The following is a 23,346-nucleotide window of genomic DNA, read 5'->3' on the forward strand; positions in this document are numbered from 1 at the left end:
TTTCCTCGGATTCGTCGTGTCGTGGTCAGCGAGTGGTGCGCTTTTCGATGCGCTTCTCGAAGGAGCCCTGGATGATGCGGTCGACATAGATGCCCGGGGTGTGGATCTGCGCCGGGTCCAGCTCGCCCGGCTCGACGATCTCCTCCACCTCCACCACCGTGATGCGCCCGGCGGTGGCCACCACCGGGTTGAAGTTGCGCGCGGTGTGGCGGTAGATCACGTTGCCGTAATGGTCGGCCTTCCAGCCCTTGACGATGGCGAAGTCACCGGTGATGGACGGTTCGAGGATGTAGTGACGGCCGTTGAACTGGCGCGCTTCCTTGCCCTCGGCCACCGGGGTGCCGTAGCCGGTGGCGGTGTAGAAGGCCGGGATGCCGGCGCCGCCTGCGCGCAGCTTCTCGGCCAGAGTGCCCTGGGGCGTGAGTTCCACCTCCAGCTCACCGGAGAGCAGTTGCTGCTCGAACAGCGCGTTCTCGCCCACGTAGGAGGCGATCATCTTGCGGATCTGCCGGTCCTCCAGCAGCACGCCCAGGCCGAAGCCATCGACGCCACAGTTGTTGGAGACCACGGTGAGGTCACGCACCCCGCGCCGCCGGATCTCGGCGATCAGATTCTCCGGAATGCCGCAGAGGCCGAAGCCCCCGGCCAGGATGGTCATGCCATCGGTGAGCCCGTCGAGGGCTTCCGCGTAACTGCCTACACGCTTGTCGAGTCCGCTCATCGCTGATCCTCTGTTGTTGTTCTGCCTGGCCAGCCGGCCGGTGAGTGGGATGCAGCTTCTCGCGCACGGACTCATTTGTTAATTTTGTTTTTCCTCAGTATTGATCCGAAATCCTGATAAATGACTGTCAAGCAACTGCGCGCCTTCCTCGCCGTCGCCCAGAGCCTGAGCTTCGCCCAGGCCTGCGAACGCCTGCACCTGTCCCAGCCGGCCCTGTCCCTGGCGATCAAGACCCTGGAGGAATCCCTCGGCGGGCAGTTGCTGGTGCGCACCACCCGCAGCGTCGCCCTCACACCCGAGGGCGAGACCCTGCTGCCCATCGCCCGGCGCCTGCTGGCCGACTGGGACGACGCCGAAGAGCTGCTGCACCAGCACTTCACCCTGCAACTGGGCAAGGTCGCCATCGCCGCCATGCCCTCCTTCGCCAGCAACCTGCTGCCGGTGGCGCTGAAGGCATTCCGCGACCGCCACCCGAAGGTGAACGTCGCCGTGCATGACGTGATCAACGAACAGGTACTGGAAATGGTGCGCAGCCACCGCGTGGAACTGGGCATCGCCTTCGAGCCGTCGAGCCTGGAGGGCCTGGCCTTCACCCCCTTCTACAGCGACCGCTTCGTCGCCGTGGTGCCGGCCGGCTGCGCGCTGGCCGAGCGCGACACGGTGAGCTGGGCGGAGCTGCTGGGCGAGCCCTTCATCACTCTGCAGCGCCCCTCGGCCGTGCGCCTGCTGCTGGAAGACAGCGTCGCCGCCCGCCACGGCCACCTGCCCGTCGCCTTCGAAAGCCACCAACTGGTCACCGTCGGCCGCATGGTCGCCCAGGGCCTGGGCGTCAGCGCCGTCCCCAGCCTGTGCATCCAGCAGATGGAAGAACTGGGCGCCCGCTGCGTCCCCCTCGACACCCCGCAAGTGGAACGCCGCGTCGGCCTGCTGCGCCTCGCCAGCCACCAACTCTCCACCGCTGCCCAAGCCCTGGCCGACGTGCTGCTGCACCTGCGCGATTGGGAGCACCAGCTGACCCCAGCGCGCCGAGCGCGCTAGAGCGGAAGAGCTGTTTCGGTACTCACAAGGTAAGCGGGCATATGCCCTATTCCCCGCTCAACAACGCCTTCCCATCAACCCCCTCACCGATCACCAGGTAATGCCCGCCGGCGACGTGGTGGAGGGTGCGCAGGTCGTCCTGGCCGTCGAAATGCCAGCGGCCTTCGCTGAATACCCGGCTGTCGGCCTGGGCAGCGATGACTTCGCCGAGGAACAGGTCGTAGCCCTGCTGAATGTGCACCTCGGGCAGCAGGCGGCATTCCAGCCAGGCGACACAGCCTTCGATCAGCGGCGCGGCGACCTGCTCGCCCGGGAAGTGCCCGACCTGCCAGGTGGCGAACTTGTCGTGCCCGGCGGCGTCCAGTTCATGGCCCGAGCTGGAGCCGAGGGTCTGTACCAGGTCCACCTGGTGGCGGGCCGGCACACTGAGCACGAAATGGCCGTCGGCCTCCAGCAGGCGCCGGGTCCAGGTGGACTTGTCCAGCACCACGGCCACCTTCGGCGGGTCGAAATCCAGGGGCATCGCCCAGGCAGCGGCCATGACGTTGCGCTTGCCGCCATGGGCGGCGCTGACCAGCACGGTGGGGCCGTGGTTGAGCAGGCGATAGGCCTTGGCGAGGGGGACGGGACGGCGGAATTCAGCGGACATGACACGCTCCAGCAGGGACACGGGCCCGGCAGCCTGCCTCAGCGTGGGCAGCGCCGTCCAGTGGCTACAGCCCGCGCAGGGCGAGCGCTGCCAGGCCCAGCAGGAGCACGCCGCACAGGCCGTGGCTAGCCCGCTGCCAGAAGGCCGAGGCGTTGCGCCGCAGCCAGGCCACCAGGCCGGCGCAGAGGAAGCAGCAGGCCACCGAGGCGGTCATGAAGCCGGCAAAGAAGGTGGCGGTCTGGGCCAGGCTCGGGGCCTCGCCGACGATGCCGGCCAGGGCACTGCCCAGGGCGCCCCAGTAGACGATGTTCTTCGGGTTGGTCAGGGAGATCGCTGCGCCGGTCAGCAAGGCACCCCGGTCCGCCGCAGGCGCGGCTGCGTCGTCGGCCTCCGGCAGCCGCCAGGCATCCCCCAGGCTGCGCCAGCCGAGCCAGGCGAGGTAGGCGGCACAAGCCAGGGTCAGCGGCACGCGCACCGCGTCCTGGGCCAGCAGCAGGGTCAGCCCGGCCAGCCCCAGCAGCGCCCACAGGGCATCGCCGGCCAGGGAGCCCACCTGCACCATCAGCGCCGGGCGAAAGCCATGCAGCAGGCCTCGGCGCAGGGTCTCGGCCAGTACGGCACCGGGCGACAGGCAGAACGCCACGCCGAACAGAAAGGCGGAAATGAACACCATCGACATCGAATACTCCCAGGGCACGGCCAGAAAGGCGCGAGTATGCCGGCTCGCCCTAGGGCGGACTTGGATCAGATTGCAGCCTGGCCGCGCAGGCGCCGTCCCAGTTCACCGGGGGTGATGCCGTAGGCGGCGCGAAAGTGCCGGTTGAGGTGGCTCTGGTCGGCGAAGCCCAGGGCGTGGGCCACGTCGGTGGCCGGCACGCCCGCCCGCAGCAGCCCACGGGCGCGGCAGGTGCGCAGTTGCATGGCCCACTGGCGCGGGCTCAGGCCGGTTTCCTTCTGGAAGGCGCGCAGCAGGTGGAAACGCGAGACGCCCACCAGCGCAGCCATTTCCTCCAGGTCGGGCGTGTCCTGCAGGCGGTCGGCCAGCAGGGCCTGGACCCGGGCCACCGGGCCGCGCCCGAGGGAGGTGGTGCGCGGCAGGCGTGCGGCGCAGGCATCCACCAGGTGCGCCAGCGCCTCCAGCAGGCGCTCCTCGGCACGCTCGCGGGCGTGGGGGTCGGCCTGCAGGCCCAGCACGACCGCTTCGCTCAGGCACTGGCCCAAACGCGGCTGGCGCCAGCAGGCACGCTCGAATTCCAGGTGGGCCAGGCCGAAGTCGGCAGCCAGTCGGTCTGCGCAGAGGTAGAGGCCGGCGAAGCGCCAGGGCTCGCCCTCCTTCACACCGCCGCCCTGGATCTGGCCGGGGTTGTAGAGGGTGATGTCGCCCGGTTGTGCGCTGAAGGTGCGCCGATCCAGCCACACCTCTTCCACGCCGACGAGGTTGACCCCGATGACGCATTCGTCGTGGCTGTGCTTGGCGAAGCGATGGCCGGTGCCGCTGCAATGGGCGACTTCCATCCGGCCCAGCATGGCCTGTCGGGAAGAGAACATCGCATCCGGCCCAGGTGGGAAAGGCGCCGAGCATACGGCGCCCGCCACCGGGCCGGCAATGTGCAGGCGGTCAGGCCACCTGGGCCGGGGACGGCTCGGCGACGCTGCGGCCCAGTGGCAGGTGGGCCACGGGCAGGCTGTGCAACGCGGTATCGGCTTCCAGGCGCAAGGCATCGGCCTCGTCGAGCAGTTGGCGCCACTGCTGGGCGTCGATCACGGCGAAATCGTGCAGCGCATCGATGTAGCCACGCGCCACCGCGAAGCGGTAGGCGAGCGCCCGGCGGTCCGGCGCGCTGCGCATCAGGGCCAGTTGCGTGCGCGCATTGTTCAACGCCAGTTCGGCGGAAATCTTCATGGTGTGGACTCCTTGCATGCGTCCTCGCAAGTCGGCACCCCCTGGCGCATCGACAGGGTTTTGAACACGCCACCCCGCTCCAGGTTCAGCCAATCGTTCAACGGACGGGACCCCGCCAGGTGCGACGGGGTCCGACATCTCCTACGCAGTTGCCATTACAGGGCCATGACAGGCGGGATGGCCCCCGGCCTCAACGCAGGCCGCGCAGGTGCAGGAAGCCGAACAGCAGGACCTGGATACGCTCCAGCCAGGGCGAGGGCCGGGCCCGCAGCTTGCGGTTGAACAACGCGGCCTCGCCGACATGGGCCAGCAGGACCAGGGCGGATACCAGCAGCAGCGGCCGGTGCAGGGTCTCGCCGAAGGGGTAGATGACATTGAGCAGCGCCACCAGCCAGAACATGGCCAGCGCGCCCTTGAGGAAGGAAGGCAGGTGCATGGTGTCTCCATCGTGAGGGGCGGGAGACAGAGTGTGCCGCCTGGCGGCGGCACGGCTCTCCGCACTTTTGGTTGGCAGGCGCCCTGCCCGGCTCAACGCACGGTGAGGGCGATGGGGGCGTCCTCGAAGTCGAAGCAGCCGAGGAAGGTCTTGATGTCCAGCAGGTTGCCGTCGACCTTCACGTCCCCCAGCAGCGCGCCCTTGAGCAGGCTGTTCTCGCCGCTGATGACGGTGTCCAGGTAGCGCTTGTCGAGGGTCAGGCGCAGGGGCACGGCGGGGTCGATGCCGGACTTGAGCTGGGCCACGCCGCGGCGCACCTCCAGGGTCCAGGCTTCGTCGATGTCGGGGAAGGCGAAGCCCAGGGCCAGTTCGACGTCGCCGCTCTTCTCCGGGTCGATGCGCGTCACCCAGTTCTGCAGGAAGATGCGCGCCGGCAGGTTCTTCAGCATGTCCGGGGAGAGGAAGGCCGCGCGCACCCGGCGGGACATTTCCAGCGCCACGTCGCCCTCCAGCTTGCCTTCCAGCTCCATGGCACTCATCAGGTACCAGTTGCGCCAGTTGATGTTCATGCTGGCGTAGCCCAGGCGGCGGAAGCTGCGGGCCTTGATGTCGCGGGCGAGTTTGTCGTCGTGGTCGACGCGGATGGCGTAGCCGGACAGTTCGGCCGCCCATTGCCAGTCGCCCTTCAGGTAGGCGTCGCCGGCCGCCATCAGCACCTTGTCGCGACCGCCCATGAGGGCGATCAGGCGCTTGGCCTTCTCCGCCGGCGGGATGGGGTCGAGGTCCACCGGGTCGCCCTGGAACCAGCCCAGGTAGCCCTGGTAGATCTGCCGCACGCTGTGCTTCACGGTGCCGTAGTACTCGCGCAGGTAGGGCGTGTAGCCAGCCAGGTGCGGCGGCAGCTTGACCTTCTCCACCAGCTCGTCGGGGGTCAGGCCCTTGTTCATCCAGCGCACGGTCTGGTCGTGGATGTAGGCGATGGCGTCGCGGGTCATGCGCAGCACCTCCTCCACCTTCTCCCGCCCGCTCACCGGCTGGCCGTGCAGCGGCACCATCACGTCGGCCTGGAAGGCCCGCAGCTTGTCCAGGCTCGCCACCCACACCACCGGGTCGCGGAACTTGGTGCCGCGCAGGGTGTGGACGTTGGGCAGGGTCGGGCCCTGGGTCACCTCGGCGCTGATGAGCACGCGGTTGTCCGGCAGGTAGAGGACGATTTCGTCCGGCGCCTCGCTGGGCACGTGAAGGAACTGCACCTTCAACCCGGCGATGGTGGTGTCGAGGCTGTCGCGGAAGGTGTCGGTGGGGGCGATGAAGGTGGAGGCACCCTCGTGGGCCAGCGGGCCGAGGCCGGCGTTCATGTCGCGCTTGTCCTCGTCGGAGAGCGCAACGCCGAAGCTGTAGCCCGAGCGCATGGCGAGGATCGGCCCCACCAGCGAGCCCTGGGTGACGACGTTGTCCAGCAGGGTTTCCTGGGCGTAGATGCGCACCTCGCCGCTCTTCACCTGCTCTTCGCTGACGAAGGCCTTCACACCGTTGATGTGGTCCGGGTGGAAGTGGGTGTAGACGATGGCCTTGATGGGCTTGTCGCTGATCTTGCGGAACTCGGCGAGGACCTTGCGCGACTGGTCCACCGACTCGCCGGTGTCGACGATGATCAGCCCCTCGGGCGCCTCGATCATCACGCTGTTGGCGAGGTTCCAGCCCACCGCCGACCAGACGTTGTCGGCCACCTGGTAGACCTTCTGGTTGAAGTGCCGGGTGTGTTCGGCCAGTTCGGGGTTGATGCTGGCTTTCAGGGTTTCGTCGGGCAGGGCGGCGTCGGCCCCCAGGGGCAGGGTCGCGGCCAGCAGCAGGCCGCTGAAGCGGGTAGTCAGTCGCATGGTCGGCTCGTTGTTGTTGTGGATGAGCGCAGACAGGCTGGCAGCGGCCGAATGATAATGCCAATGCATTCTTATCCAGCTTTCAATGCAGGTAACGCATGAGCGACCTTCGCCAGCTCCGTCACTTCGTCGCCCTGGCCGAACACGGCCACTTCGCCCGTGCCGCCGAGGCGGTGAACCTCAGCCAGCCGGCCCTGAGCCGCAGCATCCAGGCCCTGGAGAACGGCCTGGGCTGCCGCCTGCTGGACCGGGGGCCGCGCCAGGTGAGCCTGACCGCCCACGGCCGGCTGGTGCTGGAGCACGCCCGGCGCCTGCTGGACGGCGACCGCGCGCTGCGCAGTGCAGTCTCCCAGCTGGACAACCTGGGCAGCGGCGAACTGCGCCTGGGTGCCGGCCCCTACCCCGCCGCCCGCCTGGTACCCCGGGCGCTGGGGCGCTTCGCCGGGGCGCACCCCGGGGTGCGGGTGCAACTGGCCATCGATACCTGGTACAGCCTGCACCAGCGCCTGCTGGACGATGCCCTGGAGCTGTTCGTGGCCGATGTACGGGAACTGCGCGACGACCCGCAGCTGGAGGTCACGCCGCTGCGCAGCTGGCCCGGGGTGATCTTCTGCCGGCCGGGGCACCCGCTGCTGGGCCGGCGCCGGCACCGGCTGACGGCGGCCGACCTGGCAGCCTACCCGCTGGCCGGCACCCAGGTGCCCGCCGAGGTGGCGCAGGCCCTGGGGCAGTTGGCGGAAAGCGGCCAGCCGCTGGGCATCGAGTGCGACAACTTCATGGTGCTGAAGGCGCTGGTGGCGGAAAGCGACGTGCTGAGCATGGCGCCACTGGACGTGGTGGCCGAAGAGATCGAGGCCGGACGCCTGGCCCTGCTGGAGCTGGCGCCCGGCCTGCTGTCGCAACGCTCGGCCTACGGCCTGGTCAGCCGCGCCGGGCGCACCCTGTCACCGGCGGCCGAAGCGATGCGCGCGCTGATCCTCGACGAGGACGCCCGCACCCCACCGGCCCTGCCCGGCTGAGCTAGCGCCCCCAGCCGCCGCGACCATCGTGGTCGTGACGGTCGTGGCGGTCACGGCCCTGCCAGTAGCGGGGTCCGTCGTCCGGCTGCCCGCCCCAGTTCTGCAGGCGCGGGGTGTAGTCGTGGCGGCGTTCGTCCCAGTCGTTCCGAGGTTGCTGGCGCCAGTCCTGGCGCTGGTACTCATGCCGCTCGTAGCGCGGCGGGTCGCGCCGTTCCGGCCAGCCGCGCACCACAGGTGGCGGAGGCGGCGGTGCATAGCGGCGCTCGCGGATGATGTAGGTGGGGTACGTGGGGTAGCCGGGATAGGACTCGATGCGGTAGTAGCCGCCGGACTGGCGCGGGTACTCGCGGTAGTCGTCGTAGTCATAGGCGGCGCAGCCCGTCAGGGGCAGGCCCAGTAAAGCCATCAGCAACAGGGTTCGATTGGACATGGCGGCCTCCTTCGACCGCTGGGACGGTGCCCACGAATGTCGGCACCCGGGATTGCTCCCACCGGATTCGACAGCGGGCCGGTGCAGCGGTGTGCAACCTGCCGTCGGCAAAATCCTTTACGGCGTATTTCCACGCACCACGGCGAGGCAGCGCGCCCCATCCCTGGGCGCCGGAGGGCGGCCGACGAACCACGGGGCGGCGCCTGGCCCTTCTGCTGCGGGCCTTTGCCCGTGTTGGCACGTCCTTCGCTTTGTGGCTGGCGTGCAGGAGCTACCCGGCCCACCGGGATCGCGGCACCACAATTTGCAATGGCTGGCTAGGGTTCCGGTCCGCGCAGGCGGATGACTGGTCCGAGAGCTGGCGACCTCCAGCGAGGTTACACGGCGGGACAAAAGCCCGGGAGAACGCGCCCCTTGATCGGGATGTGCCGCGCCGCTCCGCCCGCCCTCAACCGAACTGGAGGTACCCCATGCGCAAACCCCGTCTGTTCGCCCTCGCTGCCGCCGCCCTCGCTGCGGCCTTCAGCCTCAACGCCTCCGCCGCCCAGAAGAGCAACTTCGACGTCTGCTGGACGATCTACGCCGGCTGGATGCCGTGGGAGTACGGTGCCACCCAGGGCATCGTCGACAAGTGGGCGAAGAAGTACGGCATCGAGATCAAGGTCACCCAGCTCAACGACTACGTCGAATCCATCAACCAGTACACGGCGGGCCAGTTCGACGGTTGCACCATGACCAACATGGACGCCCTGACCATCCCCGCCGCTGGCGGCGTGGACAGCACCGCGCTGATCGTCAGCGACTTCTCCAACGGCAACGACGGCATCGTGCTCAAGGGTGAAGGCAAGACCCTCGGCGACCTCAAGGGCCTGCCGGTGAACCTGGTGGAGCTGTCCGTCTCCCACTACCTGCTGGCCCGTGCCCTGGAGCGTGCCCACCTGGCCGAGAAGGACGTGCAGGTGGTGAACACCTCCGATGCCGACATCGCCGCCGCCTTCGACACCGACGAGGTGCAGGCGGTGACCACCTGGAACCCGATGCTCGCCGAGATCAAGGCCAAGCCCGGCACCAGCCTGGTGTTCGACTCCAGCAAGGTGCCCGGCGAGATCATGGACATGATGGTGGTGAACACCGAGACCCTGAAGGACAACCCGGCCCTGGGCAAGGCGCTGACCGGCGCCTGGTTCGAGATCGTCGCGCTGATGAAGGCCGGCACTGCCGAGAGCACCGCCGCCCTGACACACATGGCCAAGGCCTCGGGCACTGACCTGGCGGGTTACCAGGCCCAACTGGACGCCACCCGCCTGTTCGGCACGCCGGCCGAGGCCCTGGAGTTCGTCACCAGCCCGAAACTGCCGGCGACCATGGACAAGGTGGCCACCTTCTCCTTCGCCCACGGCCTGCTGGGTGAAGGCGCCAAGGACGCCCACGCGGTGGGCATGAGCTTCGCCAAGGGGCTGGTCACCGGCGACAAGGCCAACGTGAAGCTGCGCTTCGACCCGACCTACGTGCAGATGGCCGCCGACGGCACGCTCTGAGCCGCCCCCAACCGCTGGCGGGCGCCACCCCGGCCCCGCCTGCGCCGCCCCACGCCACCGAGTGCTCGCCATGCGCCTGATCAACCGCCACCCGGACCGTGCAGGAAGGCTGCTGCTGATCCTGCTGCCCTTCGCCCTGCTGCTGTTCGCCTACTTCACCGGGTCGGCGGCGCGGCTCACGGAAAACCCCAACGACAAGCTGCTGCCCAGCGCCACGCAGATGGTCGACGCGGTGCAGCGCCTGGCCTTCACCGAAGACAAGCGCTCCGGTCAGTACCTGTTCTGGCAGGACAGCGCCTCCAGCCTCAAGCGCCTGGCCATCGGCCTCGGCATCGCTGCCCTGCTGGGCCTGTGCCTGGGCATCGCCGCCGGCACCCTGCCGCTGTTCAGCGCGCCGCTGTCGCCGCTGCTCACGGTGCTGTCGATGGTGCCGCCGCTGGCGATCCTGCCGATCCTGTTCATCGTCTTCGGCCTCGGCGAGCTCTCCAAGGTGATGCTGATCGTCATCGGCATCACCCCGGTGCTCGCCCGCGACCTGGAGCAGCGCGCCCGGGAAATCCCCCGCGAACTGCTGATCAAGGCGCAAACCCTGGGCGCCAACACCTGGACCCTGATCCTGCGCGTGGTGCTGCCGCAGTTGCTGCCGCGCCTGCTCATCTCCCTGCGCCTGGTGCTGGGCTCGGCCTGGCTGTTCCTCATCGCCGCCGAGGCCATCGCCTCCACCGACGGCCTCGGCTACCGCATCTTCCTGGTCCGCCGCTACCTGGCCATGGACGTGATCCTGCCGTACGTGGTGTGGATCACCCTGCTCGCCTGGCTGATGGACCTGGGCCTGCGCCAGCTCACCCGCCTGGCCTTCCCCTGGTACGAAGGAGCCAAGGCATGAGCGCCTTCATCGAAGTGAAGAACCTGTGGCAGGCCTACGGCGACCAGGTGGTGCTGGAGAACCTCAACCTCAAGGTGAACGAAGGCGAGTTCTGCACCCTGGTCGGCGCCTCCGGCTGCGGCAAGTCCACCTTCCTGCGCATGCTGCTGGGCCAGGAGACACCCAGCCGGGGCCAACTGCTGCTGGACGGCCAGCCCCTGGTGGCCGAGCCCGACGCCAGCCGCGGCGTGGTGTTCCAGCGCTACTCGGTGTTCCCCCACCTGACGGTGCTGGACAACGTCGCCCTCGGCCTGGAGCTGCCCCGCTCGCCGCTGCTCGGCCGCCTCTTCGGCAGCGCCCGGCGCGAGGCCCGCGAGCAGGCCGCCGCCATGCTGGCCAAGGTCGGCCTCGGCCACGCGCTCGGCAAGTACCCCGCGCAGCTCTCCGGCGGCATGCAGCAGCGCCTGGCCATCGCCCAGGCCCTGGTGATGAAGCCCCGCGTGCTGCTGCTCGACGAGCCCTTCGGCGCCCTCGACCCGGGCATCCGCAAGGACATGCACGACCTGCTGCTGGGCCTGTGGCAGGAAACCCGGCTGACCGTGTTCATGGTCACCCACGACCTCTCCGAAGGCTTCAGCCTCGGCACCCGGCTGATGGTCTTCGACAAGGTCCGCCACGACCCGCACGCGCCCAACGCCTACGGCGCACGCATCACCTACGACATCCCCCTGAACAGCGACCGCCGCGCCGCGCGCGCCGCCGTCGAAGCCCTGCCGGAGCGGGTCACCCGCGCCCTGCAGACCGCCCCGGCCCATTGAAAGGAGCCTGCCCATGACCGCATCCCTGGCCCTGCGCCCCACCCTCTATGAAGAAACCGTCCCCGGCGGCGGCCACACCTCCTTCGTCCTCAAGCGCGGCCAGTTGCTGCGCATCAGCGACATCGAGGGCGGCGCCAACGTCAGCCTGCTGCTGTTCAACGCCAACGAGAAGAGCGAGCGCCTGAACCTGCCGGACAGCCTCAAGTGCCAGCACACCGCCAAGCTCACCGCCGGCCACTGCCTGTACTCGGACATGGGCCGCGTGCTCGCCGCCATCACCGCCGACAGCTGCGGCTGGCACGACAGCTTCGGCGGCGTGCTCAACGCCGAGGAAGTGCGCGAGAAGTACGGCCAGGGCCGCTACCAGGAACTGCGCAACGGCTTCTTCCGCAACGGCGTCGACAACCTGCTGGTGGAAATGGGCAAGTGGGACCTGAACCTGCAGGACCTGCTCATGTGCCTGAACCTGTTCAGCAAGGTCACCGTGGACGCCGACGGCTGCTTCCACTTCGCGCCCGGCAACAGCCAGGCCGGCGACTGCATCGAGCTGTACGCGCCGATGGACACCCTGGTGGTGCTCACCGCCCTGCAGCACCCCATGGACCCCGACCCCGTCTACGCGCCCAAGCCCGTGCAGCTGGCCTGGCACAAGGTCGAGAGCGACGGCATCACCCTGCTCTGCCGCACCTCGCGCCCGGAAAACGGCCGTGGTTTCCACAACACCGAACGCCTGTACATCTGAGGGCCGCCCGATGAACCCGACTCCCAGCGACAAACACCCCGAAGCCGCCGTCTACACCGCCGTGATCGCCGCCGGCGAACCCTTCATGACCGAAGTGAAGGCCGGCCAGACCCTGCGCCTGCTCGACCTCGAAGGCAACCAGGCGGTGGACACCCTCTTCTACAGCGCGCGCAACCCGCGCGAGCGCTATGACGTGCAGCGCACCCTGCGCAAGCAGAACCGCGTCTACCTCGGCCCCGGCAGCGTGCTCTGGTCCAACCTCGGCAACCCGATGCTGAGCATCGTCGCCGACACCTGCGGCCGCCACGACACCCTCGGCGGCGCCTGCGCCCAGGAAAGCAACACCGTGCGCTACGCCCTCGGCACCCGCTACATGCACAGCTGCCGCGACAACTTCCTGCGCGCCAGCCTGCACGACGGCCGCCTGGCCAAGCGCGACATCAGCGCCAACATCAACTTCTTCATGAACGTGCCGGTCACCCCCGAAGGCGGCCTCACCTTCGAGGACGGCATCTCCGCCCCCGGCAAGTACGTTGAGCTGCTGGCCCACATGGACATCATCCTCCTCATCTCCAACTGCCCGCAGCTGAACAACCCCTGCAACGGCTGGAACCCGACTCCGGCGCAGGTGTTGGTATGGGAGTGAAGAAGCAGCGGCAAGGGGTGAGCGGCAAGCTGCAAGGGGTGCGGCGTTGGCTGTTCCTCCTGTGCCAGAGCCGTTCAGGGCAATGCCTCGGCAAGAACCCCGGACCTCGACCGTAGGAGCGAGCTCTGCTCGCGAAGCCTCGCCAGCCACGGACGACCGTGGTGCAGACGAACACGGCGGGACGGCCCGTCATCCCTTTCGAGGGCTCCGCAATGTTTGAAAAACTCCTGATCGCCAACCGCGGCGCCATCGCCTGCCGCATCCTCCGCACCCTGCGCCAGCTCGACGTGCGCGGCGTCGCCGTGTACGCCGAGGCGGATGTCGCCAGCCTGCACGTCCAGCAGGCCGACGAGGCCCACAGCCTGGGCGACGGCCCGGCCGCCAGCACCTACCTGGTGGTGGACAAGATCCTCGCCGTGGCCCGCCAGAGCGGCGCCCAGGCGATCCACCCGGGCTACGGCTTCCTCTCCGAGAACGCCGCCTTCGCCGAAGCCTGCGAGGCGGCCGGCATCGCCTTCGTCGGGCCGACGCCGCAGCAGCTGCGGGTGTTCGGCCTCAAGCACACCGCCCGTGCCCTGGCCAAGGCCGAGGGGGTGCCGATGCTCGAAGGCACCGAACTGCTGGAAAGCCTCGACGCGGCGCTGGTGGCCGGCGAGCAGGTGGGCTACCCGGTGATGCTGAAAAGCACCGCCGGCGGTGGCGGCATCGGCATGCGCGTATGCCGCTCGGCCAGCGAGCTGAGCGAAGCCTTCGAGGCGGTGAAGCGCCTGGGGCAGAACAACTTCAGCGACGCCGGGGTGTTCATCGAGAAGTACATCCAGCGGGCCCGCCACCTGGAAGTGCAGGTGTTCGGCGATGGCCAGGGCGAGGTGATCGCCCTCGGCGTGCGCGACTGCTCGGTGCAGCGGCGCAACCAGAAGGTGCTGGAGGAAACCCCCGCGCCCAACCTCCCCGCCGGCATGGCCGAGGCGCTCTGCGCTGCCGCCATCCAGCTGGCCAGGGCGGTCAACTACCGCAGCGCCGGCACCGTGGAATTCGTCTACGACAGCGAGGCCGAGCGCTTCTACTTCCTCGAAGTGAACACCCGCCTGCAGGTGGAGCACGGCGTCACCGAACAGGTCTGGGGCGTCGACCTGGTGCGCTGGATGGTCGAACTGGCCGCCGGCACCCTGCCCCCGCTCGCCGAGCTGGCGAAGGGCCTGCGCCCCAGCGGCCACGCCATCCAGGCGCGGCTCTACGCCGAGGACCCGGGCCGAGACTTCCAGCCCAGCCCCGGGCTGCTCACCGCCGTGCGCTTCCCCGAGGCGGACGGCCGCGCCCTGCGCATCGACACCTGGGTGGAAGCCGGCTGTGAGATCCCGCCCTACTTCGACCCGATGATCGCCAAGCTGATCACGTGGGCAGCGAACCGCGATGAGGCCAGCGTCGCCCTCGACCGCGCCCTGGCTGACACGCAGCTCTACGGCGTGGAAAGCAACCGCGACTACCTGCGGCAGATCCTGGCCGACGCGCCCTTCGCCAGCGGCCAGCCCTGGACCCGCTGCCTGGAACACCTCGCCTACCGCGCCCACACCGTCGAGGTGCTCGGCGCCGGCACCCAGACCACGGTGCAGGACTACCCCGGCCGCCTCGGCTACTGGGCCGTGGGCGTGCCGCCATCCGGCCCCATGGACAGCCGCGCCCTGCGCCTGGGCAACCGCCTGCTGGGCAACGAGGAAGGCGCCGCCGCGCTGGAAATCACCATGAGCGGCCCCACCCTGCGCTTCAACACCGACGCGGTGGTGGCCGTCACCGGCGCACCCATCCCGCTCAGCCTCGACGGCCAGCCGCAGCCACTGGACACCGCCCTGCTGGTGCCCGCCGGTGCCACCCTCGCCCTCGGCACCCTTGCCGGCGCCGGTGCGCGCAGCTACCTGTGCCTGCGCGGCGGCCTGCAGGTGCCGGACTACCTGGGCAGCAAGAGCACCTTCACCCTCGGCCAGTTCGGCGGCCACGGCGGCCGCGCCCTGCGGGCCGGCGACGTGCTGCACCTGGCGCCATTGGCCGACCGCGCAGCCGGCGCCCGCCTGCCCGAGGCCCTGTACCCACCGCTGCCCGAGGTGCGCCGCCTCCGCGTGATCTACGGCCCCCACGGCGCACCGGAATACTTCACCCCGGCCTCCATCGAGACCTTCTTCGCCACCGCCTGGGAAGTGCACTTCAACTCCAGCCGCACCGGCGTGCGCCTGATCGGCCCGAAGCCGGAATGGGTGCGCGAGAGCGGCGGCGAGGCCGGCCTGCACCCCTCCAACATCCACGACAACCCCTACGCCATAGGCGCCGTTGACTTCACCGGCGACATGCCGGTGATCCTCGGCCCGGACGGCCCCAGCCTGGGCGGCTTCGTCTGCCCGGTGACGGTGATCGAGGCCGACCTCTGGCAGCTCGGCCAGCTCAAGGCCGGCGACAGGGTCCGCTTCGAGCCGTTGGATATCGCCACGGCGCGGGCCTTGGCCAAGGCAGGTGACCGCGAATGCACCACCCTCCGTGGGAGCGAATTCACTCGCGACACAAGCGGCCATGAAATCGCGGATGAATCCGCGCCTAGAGGTGCGGCCGAGCTTTCGAGCCCCATCGTCCTGGACCTCGGGCAGGACGCCACACGCCTGGTCGCACGCCTCTCCGGCGATACCCACCTGCTGCTGGAGATCGGCGCGGCGGAGCTGGACCTGGTGCTGCGCTTCCGGGGCCACGCGCTGATGCAGGCGCTGGAGGCCGAGGCGCTGCAAGGCGTCATCGACCTCACCCCCGGCATCCGCTCGCTGCAGGTGCACTACCAGCCGGAGACCCTGCCACTGGAACGCCTGCTGCAAGTGGTCGCGGGGCTCTGGGACGGCGTCTGCGCCGCTGACGATCTCAAGGTTCCTTCGCGCATCGTCCACCTGCCGCTGTCCTGGGACGACCCGGCTTGCCAGCTGGCCATCGAGAAATACATGACCACGGTGCGCAAGGACGCACCCTGGTGCCCGAGCAATCTGGAGTTCATCCGCCGCATCAACGACCTGCCCAACCTCGACGAGGTGCAGCGCACCGTGTTCGACGCCCGCTACCTGGTGATGGGCCTGGGCGACGTCTACCTCGGCGCACCGGTAGCCACGCCGCTGGACCCGCGCCACCGCCTGGTGACCACCAAGTACAACCCGGCACGCACCTGGACGGCGGAGAATTCCGTGGGCATCGGCGGGGCGTACATGTGCGTCTACGGCATGGAAGGCCCCGGCGGCTACCAGTTCGTCGGCCGCACCCTGCAGATGTGGAACCGCTACCGCGAAGTGGCCGCCTTCGACGGCAAGCCCTGGCTGCTGCGCTTCTTCGACCAGATCCGCTTCTACCCGGTGAGTGCCGAGGAGCTGCTGCACATCCGCCGCGACTTCCCCCTGGGGCGCTTCCCGCTGCGCATCGAGCACAGCGAGCTGCGTCTGGCCGACTACCAGGCCTTCCTCGCCGCCGAGGCCGAGGGCATCGCTGCCTTCCGTGCCCAGCAGCAGGCGGCGTTCAACGCCGAGCGCGAACGCTGGATCGCCTCCGGCCAGGCGCATTTCGACAGCGAGGACCCGGCGCCGGAGCTGCGCGAAGACGCACCGCTGGACGCCGGCCAGCACGCCATCGAAAGCCACATCGCCGGCAACCTCTGGCAGGTGCAGGTGGAGGCCGGTGCCAGCGTGAAGGCGGGCGATGTGCTGGTGATCCTGGAGTCCATGAAGATGGAGATCCCCCTCACCGCCCCGCGCGATGGCGTGGTCCGCGAAGTCCGTGTGCAACCCGGCTCCCCGGTGCGCGCCGGGCAACGGGTGGTGGTGCTGGAGGAGGAATGATGATCGAAGTGCAATACAAACCCCATCTATGTTGTGCCGGATGTCATGGCACAGCCAGGGGGAGACGTTGCCCTTGCCACAAGAACCAAGTCACTGGCCCTGAGTCCAACCACGCAGACCCAACAGGAGACCACCATGGACACCACGCCCCATACCCTCGCCACCCTGTTCGAACAGCTCGGGCTGGACGCCAGTCGGCCGGCCATCGAGGCCTTCATCGCGGGCCATCGCCTGGAGGAGAGTCGGAAGATCCATGAAGCGCCGTTCTGGAACGAGGCCCAGCGGGATTTCCTGCGCAGCGCCCTCGGCCAGGATGCGGACTGGGCGGTGAAGGTGGACGAGTTGGCCGTGCGCCTGAGCGCCTAGCGCCGGGTCCATCGATGGGGCTGATGGCGACCATCAGCCCCTTTCAGTTCTGCGCCCGGGAGCGCAGCGGCATCATGCCTCGGGTCGGGCACCTGCCCCGCTGAAACGAGGATCGAGCCATGTCCTTCCCCCACGCCTGCAACGACAACAGCTACCTGGTCACCCACGTGACCAAGGATGAGTTCCGCCTGCACTTCGAGACCGAGGTGGCGCTGTGCCGCGAGGACGGCACCTTCGAGATGCTCCAGGTGAGCACGCCCATCGCCGAGCGTCGCGCATTGCGCCAGCTGATTCGCGGCGAGGCGGCCTGATAGGGCCACCTCGCCGGCCGGTCAGGCCTTGACCTGGCTGGGGAACGGCAGCTTGCGCAGGCGCACGCCGGTGGCGGCGTAGAGCGCATTGGCCACTGCCGGTGCCAGGGGCGGCACGCCCGGTTCGCCGACGCCGGTGGGCTTCTCGGCGGAGGGCAGGATGTGCACCTCCACCACCGGCATCTCGTTCATCCGCAGCACCTGGTAGTCGTGGAAGTTGGATTGCTCCACGCGCCCTTCCCGCAGGGTGATGGCGCCGTGCAGAGCGGCCGCGAGGCCGAAGCCGATGCCGCCCTCCATCTGCGCCTTGATCACGTCCGGGTTGATGGCCAGGCCGCAATCCACCGCGCAGACCACCCGATCCACCCGGAAGCTGCCATCAGCCTTGACCGTCACCTCCGCCACCTGGGCCACGTAGCTGCCGAAGGATTCGTGCACGGCAATACCACGGCCACGCTTCTCGCCCTCCGCGCCCGGCTTGAGCGGCTGGGACCAGCCGGCCTTGTCGGCGACCAGTTCCAGCACGCCCCGATGGCGCGGGTGTTTTTCCAGCAGCCCGTGGCGGAAGGCATACGGGTCCTTGCCGGCGGTGGTAGCGGCTTCGTCCACCAGCACTTCAGCGGCGAAACCGGTGTGGGTGTGGCCCACCGAGCGCCACCACTGCACGGGGACGCCGATGTCGCTGGGGGTGCTCAGCTCCACCTGCAGATTGGGGACGGCGTAGGACAGGTTGGAGAGGCCCTCCACCGAGGTCTGGTCGACGCCGTCCTTGATCATCACGGCCTCGAAGCCGGTGCCCTTTATGATGGATTGCCCGACGATGCGGTGGTGCCAGGCGGTCAGCCGGCCTTCGGCATCCAGCGCAAGGCGTGCGCGGTGCAGGTAGGCCGGGCGGTAGTAGCCGCCACGGGTATCGTCCTCACGGGTCCATACCAGCTTGACTGGCGCCTTCACGCCCTTGTCCCAGGCGGCCTTGGCGATGGCCACGGCTTCCAGCGGGTAGTCCGACACCGGGTTGGCGCGGCGACCGAAGCTGCCGCCGGCGTAGAGCTGGGTGATGGTGACCTTCTCCGGGGCGATGCCGAGCAAGCGCGCCACCGAAGCCTGGTCACCGGTCTGCCACTGCTCGCCGTTCCACAGTTCGCAGGCGCCTTCGGAGAGGCGCACCAGGCAGTTCATCGGTTCCATGGCCGAGTGGGCCAGGTAGGGGAATTCGAACTCTGCCTCGATGCGCTGGTGGGCTTTGGCGAGGACCGGCTCCACCTCCCCTTGGCGGGTGGCGACAGTGCCCGGTTGGGCAGCGGCGTCACGGTAGCGGGCGAAGATCTCCTCGCTGCCGAGGGTGAAGGCACGCTGTTCGTCCCACTCCACCGCCAGGGCATCCCGGCCGCTGCGGGCAGCCCAGGTGTTGTGCGCCAGCACGGCGACGCCGGCACGACCGTGGGGTAGGTCGCGGAACTCCACCACCTCCACCACACCCGGCACGGCCTTGGCGCGGGTGGCGTCGACCTTGGCCGGCACGGCACCGAAGCGCGGCGGGTAGGCCACCACGGCCACCAGCATGCCGGGCAGCTTGAAGTCCTGGGTGAACACGGCGCGGCCGTCGGTCTTGTCGGGGCTGTCCTTGCGCGGTACGGCCTGGCCGATGAGGCGGAAGTCCTTCGGGGCCTTGAGGGGGACGCTGGCCGGTACGCTTTCACGGGCGGCGGCCTCGGCCAGTTCGCCGAAGCCGGCCTTGCGACCGCTGGCGGCATGGCTGATGACGCCCTGCTCGACGCGCAGGGAATCAGCCGGTACCTGCCATTGCCGCGCGGCGGCGGCCACCAGCATGGCGCGGGCGGTGGCACCGGCCTTGCGCATCTGCTCGTAGGCATTGGCGATGGAACTGCTGCCGCCGGTGCCCTGGAACGGCCCGAACGCAAGATTGTTGTAGCGCTTGGCGTCGGCAGGCGCGCCCTCCACCACGACCCGGCTCCAGTCCGCGTCCAGCTCTTCGGCCACCAGGGTGGCGAGGCCGGTGTAGGCGCCCTGCCCCATCTCCACGTGCTTGGCAATCACCGTCACCTGGCCGCTGCGGTCGATGCGCACGAAGGCATTGGGCTCGAAGCTGCCGTTGCCGGCCAGCAGTTCGGCGGCATCCAGCAGGGGCGAGAACAGCACCCCCAGGGCCAGCCCGCCACTGCCGCGCAGGAAGGTGCGGCGGCTGACGTTGAAGATGCCGGTCTCCGGCGCTGCGTCCTGCTCGAAGGTGCTCATGGCGTCGCTCCTCATGCCAGCTGCCCGGCGGCTTCGTGGATGGCCGCGCGGATGCGCACATAGGTGGCGCAGCGGCAGATGTTGCCGCTCATGGCGGCGTCGATGTCGGCATCGGTGGGCGTACGGTTGCCACTGAGCAGGGCGGTGGCCGCCATGATCTGCCCGGACTGGCAGTAGCCGCACTGCACCACATCGAGCTTGCGCCAGGCGGCCTGGACGGCGCGGCCGACGTCGTTCTCGGCCACCGCTTCGATGGTGGTGACCTTGCGCCCCACCACGCTGGAAACGGGGGTGACGCAGGCGCGCGTAGGCTGGCCGTCGACGTGCACGGTGCAGGCGCCGCACAGCGACATGCCGCAGCCGTACTTGGTGCCGGTCATGCCGGCCACGTCTCGCAGGGCCCACAGCAGGGGCATGTCGGGCGCCACGTCGAGCGCGGTGTCCTGGCCATTCAGGTTGAGGGTAATCATCGGTTGGCCCACCTCTTCGGGATCGGGTTGGTCGTCATCGGCCGCACGCGGCCTGGCTGGTTTTCTTCAGACTAGAAGGCCGCCGCTGGCCCCGGTGCCGGGGCGACGAAGCGGCGGCCGGTTCAGGCACTCTGCCGCAGGCGGGCGATGTCGCGCTGGGGCGGCGCGCCGAACAGCCGGCTGTATTCGCGGCTGAACTGCGAGGGGCTCTCGTAGCCGACGCGGCCGCCGGCGGTGGCGGCGTCCAGGGCTTCGCTGAGCATCAGCCGCCGCGCCTCCTGCAGGCGCAGCTGCTTCTGGAACTGCAGCGGGCTGAGGGCGGTGACCGCCTTGAAATGGTGATGCAGCGCCGAGCTGCTCATGTTCACTTCGCTGGCCAGGGCTTCGATGGACAGCGGCCGGTGGTAGTGGGTCTTCAGCCACGCCACCGCGCGGGCGATGCGCTGGGCCTGGCTGCCGGCGCAGGCGATCTGCCGCAACTGCGCGCTGCGCTCGCCCATCAGCAGGCGGTAGAGGATCTCGCGCTTGATCAGCGGTGCCAGCACGGGGATGTCGGCCGGGGTGTCCAGCAGGCCCACCAGGCGGATCAGCGCGTCCTGCAGGCCGCCGTCCAGGCTGCACACCGAGATGCCCCGGGCGGACGCCGACAGCGGCGGCGGCTCGGCGATCTGCAGCAGCATCTCGCTGATGGCGGCGGGCTCCAGGTCCAGGCGCATGCTGAGGTAAGGCACCTCGGGCGTGGCTTCGAGCACCTGGCCGATCACCGGCAGGTCGAGGGAGACGATCAGGTACTGGGACGGGCCGTAGCGGTAGCACTCGCCGTTGAGCTGGGCTTGCTTGCTGCCCTGGACCACCACACCCAGGGCGGGCTCATAGAGGCAATGCAGCGGTTCGCTGGGCGTGCTGGCGCGGAACAGCCAGAGGCCGGGAATGGCGGTGGCGCTGCCGCCCTCCTCCCTGGCGAATCGTTCAATCAGCCGGGCGAACCGGTCCTGAGCTCCGAGGGGGGCGGTGAAAACAGGGTCGGCGTTGGAGACGGATGAGTTCATGGTTAGGGCTTCTCCCGGCAAGGCTTCCGACTCTAACCTCGGGGAAAACCGGCGTCTCGCACGCGAGTAGAAACAGGCAGGATCGTGCAAGAATCCGGCAGGAATCGACTACCCGGGCAAGGAGGTGGGACGGCAGACTGCAGTCCTGGCTGAAACCACCACCATCCACAACGCAATCCGGCGCACAAGGCGCCGGATCGAAGAGGTCGCAGGAACAGGTCAGTCGGCGACGCGCATCACCACCCGTCCGCCGGGCGGGCAGGTTTCCATGTAGCGGCTGGCCTCGATGAAGTCCTCGAATTCGAAGACCCGGTCGATGCTCGGCTTGAGCAGGTGGTCGCGGGTGAGCTGGTTGATGTGCTCGAGGGCGCGGCGGACGGCCGCCTCATCACGCTCCAGGCCCGACTCCGGATCGCCACCGGTGAAATCCATGACGCAATGACGGAAGAACTGCAGGTGCTTCTTGAACGCCGCGCAGGCCGGGAAGGCCGCATCGTTGCCACCGTTCAGGCCGTAGAGGATCAGCTTGCCGCGCTGGGCGGCGACATCCCCCAGCAGCTTCATCTGCGGGCCGGCGCACTGGTCGAGGATGACCTCGACGCCCTGGCCGTCGGTGAAGCGCTCGACCTCCAGCACCAGGTCCTGCTCTTCGGTGACGATGATCTTGTCGGCCCCCAGTTCCTTGAGGAACGGGCGGCTCTCGGGGTAGCTGGTGGAGGCGATGACCACCGCGCCCAGCGCCTTGGCCAACTGCACGGTCTGCGGCGCCAGGCAATGGCCGGCCTCGGTGACCAGCACACGCTGGCCGGGTTTGAGCCGAGCCAGGTCCATCAGGGCGAAGTAGCCCATCAGCAAGGGGGTGTAGTGCACCGCTGCCTCGACCGGGGTGAGCACCTCGTCCGGGTAGCGCGTCAGGGCGCTGCGCGGCAGCAGCACCTGGTCGCCCCAGGTGGGGTAGCGGTTGGGGGTGCTGGCGGGAAAGCTGGCCACGGCCACGCCGGGTTCGAGGTCATCGACCCCTTCGCCCACGGCCTCGACCACGCCGGCCATCTCGAACCCGACACCCGACGGCAGGCGTGCCGACTCGGAGGCCAGGTTCTGACGCCAGAGCACGTCTTTCCAGCTGACGCCGATGGCACGGGTGCGCACCAGAACCTCGCCGTGCCCGGGCACCGGGGTGGGGAGCTCTTCCAGCTTGAGCACGTCGGCCTCGCCGAACTGATGGAAACGGATCATGCGGGACATCACGCACCTCGCCTGTGACTCTTTACATGGCCACGGACTCTATCCGGGCTTTGTCCACAAAACCACCCGTAGCGATCAATAGTCGTCATAAACGGTGATGATGCGGGCGCTTGACGGCGCCTGCGCGGAGCCTCATTTTTCACCCACTTTTTCCGGAAGCCCATGCATGAACAGGAACGACCTGCGCAAAGTCGACCTCAACCTGCTGATCGTCTTCGAGACGCTCATGCACGAGCGCAGCGTGACCCGCGCGGCGGAAAAGCTGTTCCTCGGCCAGCCCGCCATCAGCGCGGCCCTGGCCCGCCTGCGGTCACTGTTCGACGACCCGCTGTTCGTGCGCACCGGGCGCAGCATGGAGCCCTCGGCGCGGGCGGTGGAGATCTTCTCCCTGCTGACCCCGGCGCTGGACTCCATCTCCACCGCCATCAGCCGCGCCGCCGACTTCGACCCGGCCACCAGCAACGCGGTGTTCCGCATCGGCCTGTCGGACGACGTGGAGTTCGGCCTGCTCCCCGCCCTGCTCCGCCGCCTGCGTGCCGAGGCCCCGGGCGTGGTGCTGGTGGTGCGCCGCACCAACTACCTGCTGATGCCCAACCTGCTGGCCTCGGGGGAAATCTCCGTGGGCGTCAGCTACACCGACGAGCTGCCGGCCAACGCCAAGCGCAAGACCATCCGCCGCGCCCGCTCCAAGCTGCTGCGGGCCGACTCGGTCCCTGGCCCCTTGAGCCTGGAGGACTACTGCTCGCGCCCCCACGCCCTGGTGTCCTACGCCGGCGACCTCAGCGGCTTCGTCGACGAGGAGCTGGCCAAGCTCGGCCGCAGCCGCCGGGTGGTGCTGGCGGTGCCGCAGTTCAACGGCCTGGGCGCCCTGCTGGCCGGCACCGACATGGTCGCCGTGGTGCCGGACTACACCGCAGCCGTGCTCACCGCCGCCGGTGGCCTGCGGGTGGAGGACCCGCCCTACGGCAACCGCACCTTCGAGCTGTCCATGGCCTGGCGCGGCGCCCAGGACAACGACCCGGCGGAACGCTGGCTGCGCTCGCGCATCCAGATGTACTGCGGCGACCCCGACAGCCTGACCTGAACCGCGCGTACCGCAAGGAGACCGCC

The 23,346-nt window shown here is 69.1% G+C and carries 23 protein-coding genes and 1 riboswitch; of the genes, 11 read left to right on the top strand and 12 right to left on the bottom strand.

What is annotated here, in order from left to right; genetic code table 11:
- Positions 1-25: 25 nt before the first annotated feature.
- Positions 26-721 carry a CoA transferase subunit A gene (locus tag RTK35_RS03250; protein WP_222901696.1) on the bottom strand — a complete coding sequence of 232 codons (696 nt, stop codon included), beginning with the start codon at positions 719-721 and terminating at the stop codon, positions 26-28.
- A 120-nt stretch (positions 722-841) separates the two neighbouring features.
- Between RTK35_RS03250 and RTK35_RS03255 the strand changes: the two genes are divergently transcribed.
- Entirely contained in the window at positions 842-1,759 is a 918-nt protein-coding gene (locus RTK35_RS03255; protein WP_074969618.1) for a LysR family transcriptional regulator, read from the top strand.
- 46 nt (positions 1,760-1,805) lie between these two features.
- Here the strand turns inward: RTK35_RS03255 and RTK35_RS03260 are convergent, their stop codons facing one another.
- From RTK35_RS03260 to RTK35_RS03285, 6 genes are all read right to left on the bottom strand, one after another.
- Positions 1,806-2,408: a flavin reductase family protein gene (locus RTK35_RS03260; protein ID WP_316907370.1), complete on the bottom strand. Its 603-nt coding sequence runs from the start codon at positions 2,406-2,408 to the stop codon at positions 1,806-1,808.
- Positions 2,409-2,472: 64 nt separating this feature from the next.
- Positions 2,473-3,087 carry a LysE family transporter gene (locus RTK35_RS03265; protein ID WP_142010370.1) on the bottom strand — a complete coding sequence of 205 codons (615 nt, stop codon included), beginning with the start codon at positions 3,085-3,087 and terminating at the stop codon, positions 2,473-2,475.
- 65 nt (positions 3,088-3,152) lie between these two features.
- Positions 3,153-3,956 carry a helix-turn-helix transcriptional regulator gene (locus RTK35_RS03270; RefSeq protein ID WP_142010373.1) on the bottom strand — a complete coding sequence of 268 codons (804 nt, stop codon included), beginning with the start codon at positions 3,954-3,956 and terminating at the stop codon, positions 3,153-3,155.
- 70 nt (positions 3,957-4,026) lie between these two features.
- A complete protein-coding gene (locus RTK35_RS03275; RefSeq protein ID WP_074969609.1) occupies positions 4,027-4,311 on the bottom strand; it encodes a hypothetical protein in 285 nt (94 codons plus the stop codon).
- Between the two features lie 190 nt (positions 4,312-4,501).
- A complete protein-coding gene (locus RTK35_RS03280) occupies positions 4,502-4,747 on the bottom strand; it encodes a DUF1145 domain-containing protein (protein ID WP_142010375.1) in 246 nt (81 codons plus the stop codon).
- A gap of 92 nt (positions 4,748-4,839) precedes the next feature.
- On the bottom strand, positions 4,840-6,627 hold the full coding sequence (locus RTK35_RS03285; protein WP_044405847.1) for an alkyl/aryl-sulfatase: 1,788 nt from the start codon (positions 6,625-6,627) through the stop codon (positions 4,840-4,842).
- A 98-nt stretch (positions 6,628-6,725) separates the two neighbouring features.
- Between RTK35_RS03285 and RTK35_RS03290 the strand changes: the two genes are divergently transcribed.
- The gene (locus RTK35_RS03290; protein WP_142010378.1) at positions 6,726-7,646 is read left to right on the top strand and encodes a LysR family transcriptional regulator; all 921 of its coding nucleotides are present in this window, start codon (positions 6,726-6,728) and stop codon (positions 7,644-7,646) included.
- Position 7,647: 1 nt separating this feature from the next.
- Here RTK35_RS03290 and RTK35_RS03295 read toward each other — a convergent pair whose 3' ends face one another.
- On the bottom strand, positions 7,648-8,076 hold the full coding sequence (locus tag RTK35_RS03295; protein ID WP_316907371.1) for a hypothetical protein: 429 nt from the start codon (positions 8,074-8,076) through the stop codon (positions 7,648-7,650).
- A 306-nt stretch (positions 8,077-8,382) separates the two neighbouring features.
- A riboswitch (guanidine-I (ykkC/yxkD leader) is annotated at positions 8,383-8,482 on the top strand.
- A 64-nt stretch (positions 8,483-8,546) separates the two neighbouring features.
- On the opposite strand from RTK35_RS03295, the gene RTK35_RS03300 reads away from it, so the two are divergent.
- The 8 genes from RTK35_RS03300 (at position 8,547) to ptrC (ending at position 17,216) form a co-directional block, all read left to right on the top strand.
- Complete coding sequence (locus RTK35_RS03300) at positions 8,547-9,614, top strand: putative urea ABC transporter substrate-binding protein (protein WP_142010383.1); 1,068 nt, start codon at positions 8,547-8,549, stop codon at positions 9,612-9,614.
- A 70-nt stretch (positions 9,615-9,684) separates the two neighbouring features.
- Positions 9,685-10,500, top strand: coding sequence for an ABC transporter permease (locus RTK35_RS03305; RefSeq protein ID WP_284546642.1), 816 nt, complete (start codon positions 9,685-9,687; stop codon positions 10,498-10,500).
- Positions 10,497-11,297 (top strand): ABC transporter ATP-binding protein, encoded by an 801-nt coding sequence (locus RTK35_RS03310; protein WP_044405795.1) that lies wholly within the window; start codon positions 10,497-10,499, stop codon positions 11,295-11,297. The genes RTK35_RS03305 and RTK35_RS03310 overlap by 4 nt, the downstream gene beginning before the upstream one ends.
- Before the next feature lie 13 nt (positions 11,298-11,310).
- On the top strand, positions 11,311-12,039 hold the full coding sequence (locus tag RTK35_RS03315) for an urea amidolyase associated protein UAAP1 (RefSeq protein WP_142010387.1): 729 nt from the start codon (positions 11,311-11,313) through the stop codon (positions 12,037-12,039).
- A gap of 10 nt (positions 12,040-12,049) precedes the next feature.
- Positions 12,050-12,685 carry an urea amidolyase associated protein UAAP2 gene (locus tag RTK35_RS03320; protein ID WP_172433277.1) on the top strand — a complete coding sequence of 212 codons (636 nt, stop codon included), beginning with the start codon at positions 12,050-12,052 and terminating at the stop codon, positions 12,683-12,685.
- A gap of 212 nt (positions 12,686-12,897) precedes the next feature.
- Positions 12,898-16,539 (top strand): urea carboxylase, encoded by a 3,642-nt coding sequence (gene uca / locus RTK35_RS03325; protein WP_316907372.1) that lies wholly within the window; start codon positions 12,898-12,900, stop codon positions 16,537-16,539.
- Positions 16,540-16,674: 135 nt separating this feature from the next.
- Positions 16,675-16,905 carry a DUF2789 domain-containing protein gene (locus RTK35_RS03330; protein WP_316907373.1) on the top strand — a complete coding sequence of 77 codons (231 nt, stop codon included), beginning with the start codon at positions 16,675-16,677 and terminating at the stop codon, positions 16,903-16,905.
- A 119-nt stretch (positions 16,906-17,024) separates the two neighbouring features.
- Entirely contained in the window at positions 17,025-17,216 is a 192-nt protein-coding gene (gene ptrC, locus RTK35_RS03335; protein ID WP_316907374.1) for a type III secretion system co-regulatory protein PtrC, read from the top strand.
- 21 nt (positions 17,217-17,237) lie between these two features.
- Here ptrC and RTK35_RS03340 read toward each other — a convergent pair whose 3' ends face one another.
- The 4 genes from RTK35_RS03340 to RTK35_RS03355 all read right to left on the bottom strand — a co-directional run bounded on the left by RTK35_RS03340 (position 17,238) and on the right by RTK35_RS03355 (position 22,236).
- Positions 17,238-19,472 (bottom strand): xanthine dehydrogenase family protein molybdopterin-binding subunit, encoded by a 2,235-nt coding sequence (locus tag RTK35_RS03340; protein WP_316907375.1) that lies wholly within the window; start codon positions 19,470-19,472, stop codon positions 17,238-17,240.
- An 11-nt stretch (positions 19,473-19,483) separates the two neighbouring features.
- The gene (locus RTK35_RS03345) at positions 19,484-19,942 is read right to left on the bottom strand and encodes a (2Fe-2S)-binding protein (protein WP_044403716.1); all 459 of its coding nucleotides are present in this window, start codon (positions 19,940-19,942) and stop codon (positions 19,484-19,486) included.
- Positions 19,943-20,064: 122 nt separating this feature from the next.
- On the bottom strand, positions 20,065-20,991 hold the full coding sequence (locus RTK35_RS03350; protein WP_082078164.1) for an AraC family transcriptional regulator: 927 nt from the start codon (positions 20,989-20,991) through the stop codon (positions 20,065-20,067).
- Between the two features lie 219 nt (positions 20,992-21,210).
- Positions 21,211-22,236, bottom strand: coding sequence for a zinc-dependent alcohol dehydrogenase family protein (locus tag RTK35_RS03355; protein WP_044403718.1), 1,026 nt, complete (start codon positions 22,234-22,236; stop codon positions 21,211-21,213).
- Between the two features lie 166 nt (positions 22,237-22,402).
- On the opposite strand from RTK35_RS03355, the gene RTK35_RS03360 reads away from it, so the two are divergent.
- Entirely contained in the window at positions 22,403-23,320 is a 918-nt protein-coding gene (locus RTK35_RS03360) for a LysR family transcriptional regulator (RefSeq protein ID WP_074967870.1), read from the top strand.
- Positions 23,321-23,346: the final 26 nt, after the last annotated feature.

The sequence above is a fragment of the Pseudomonas sp. zfem003 genome (genome assembly GCF_032621675.1).
Classification (GTDB): Bacteria; Pseudomonadota; Gammaproteobacteria; order Pseudomonadales; family Pseudomonadaceae; genus Metapseudomonas; species Metapseudomonas otitidis.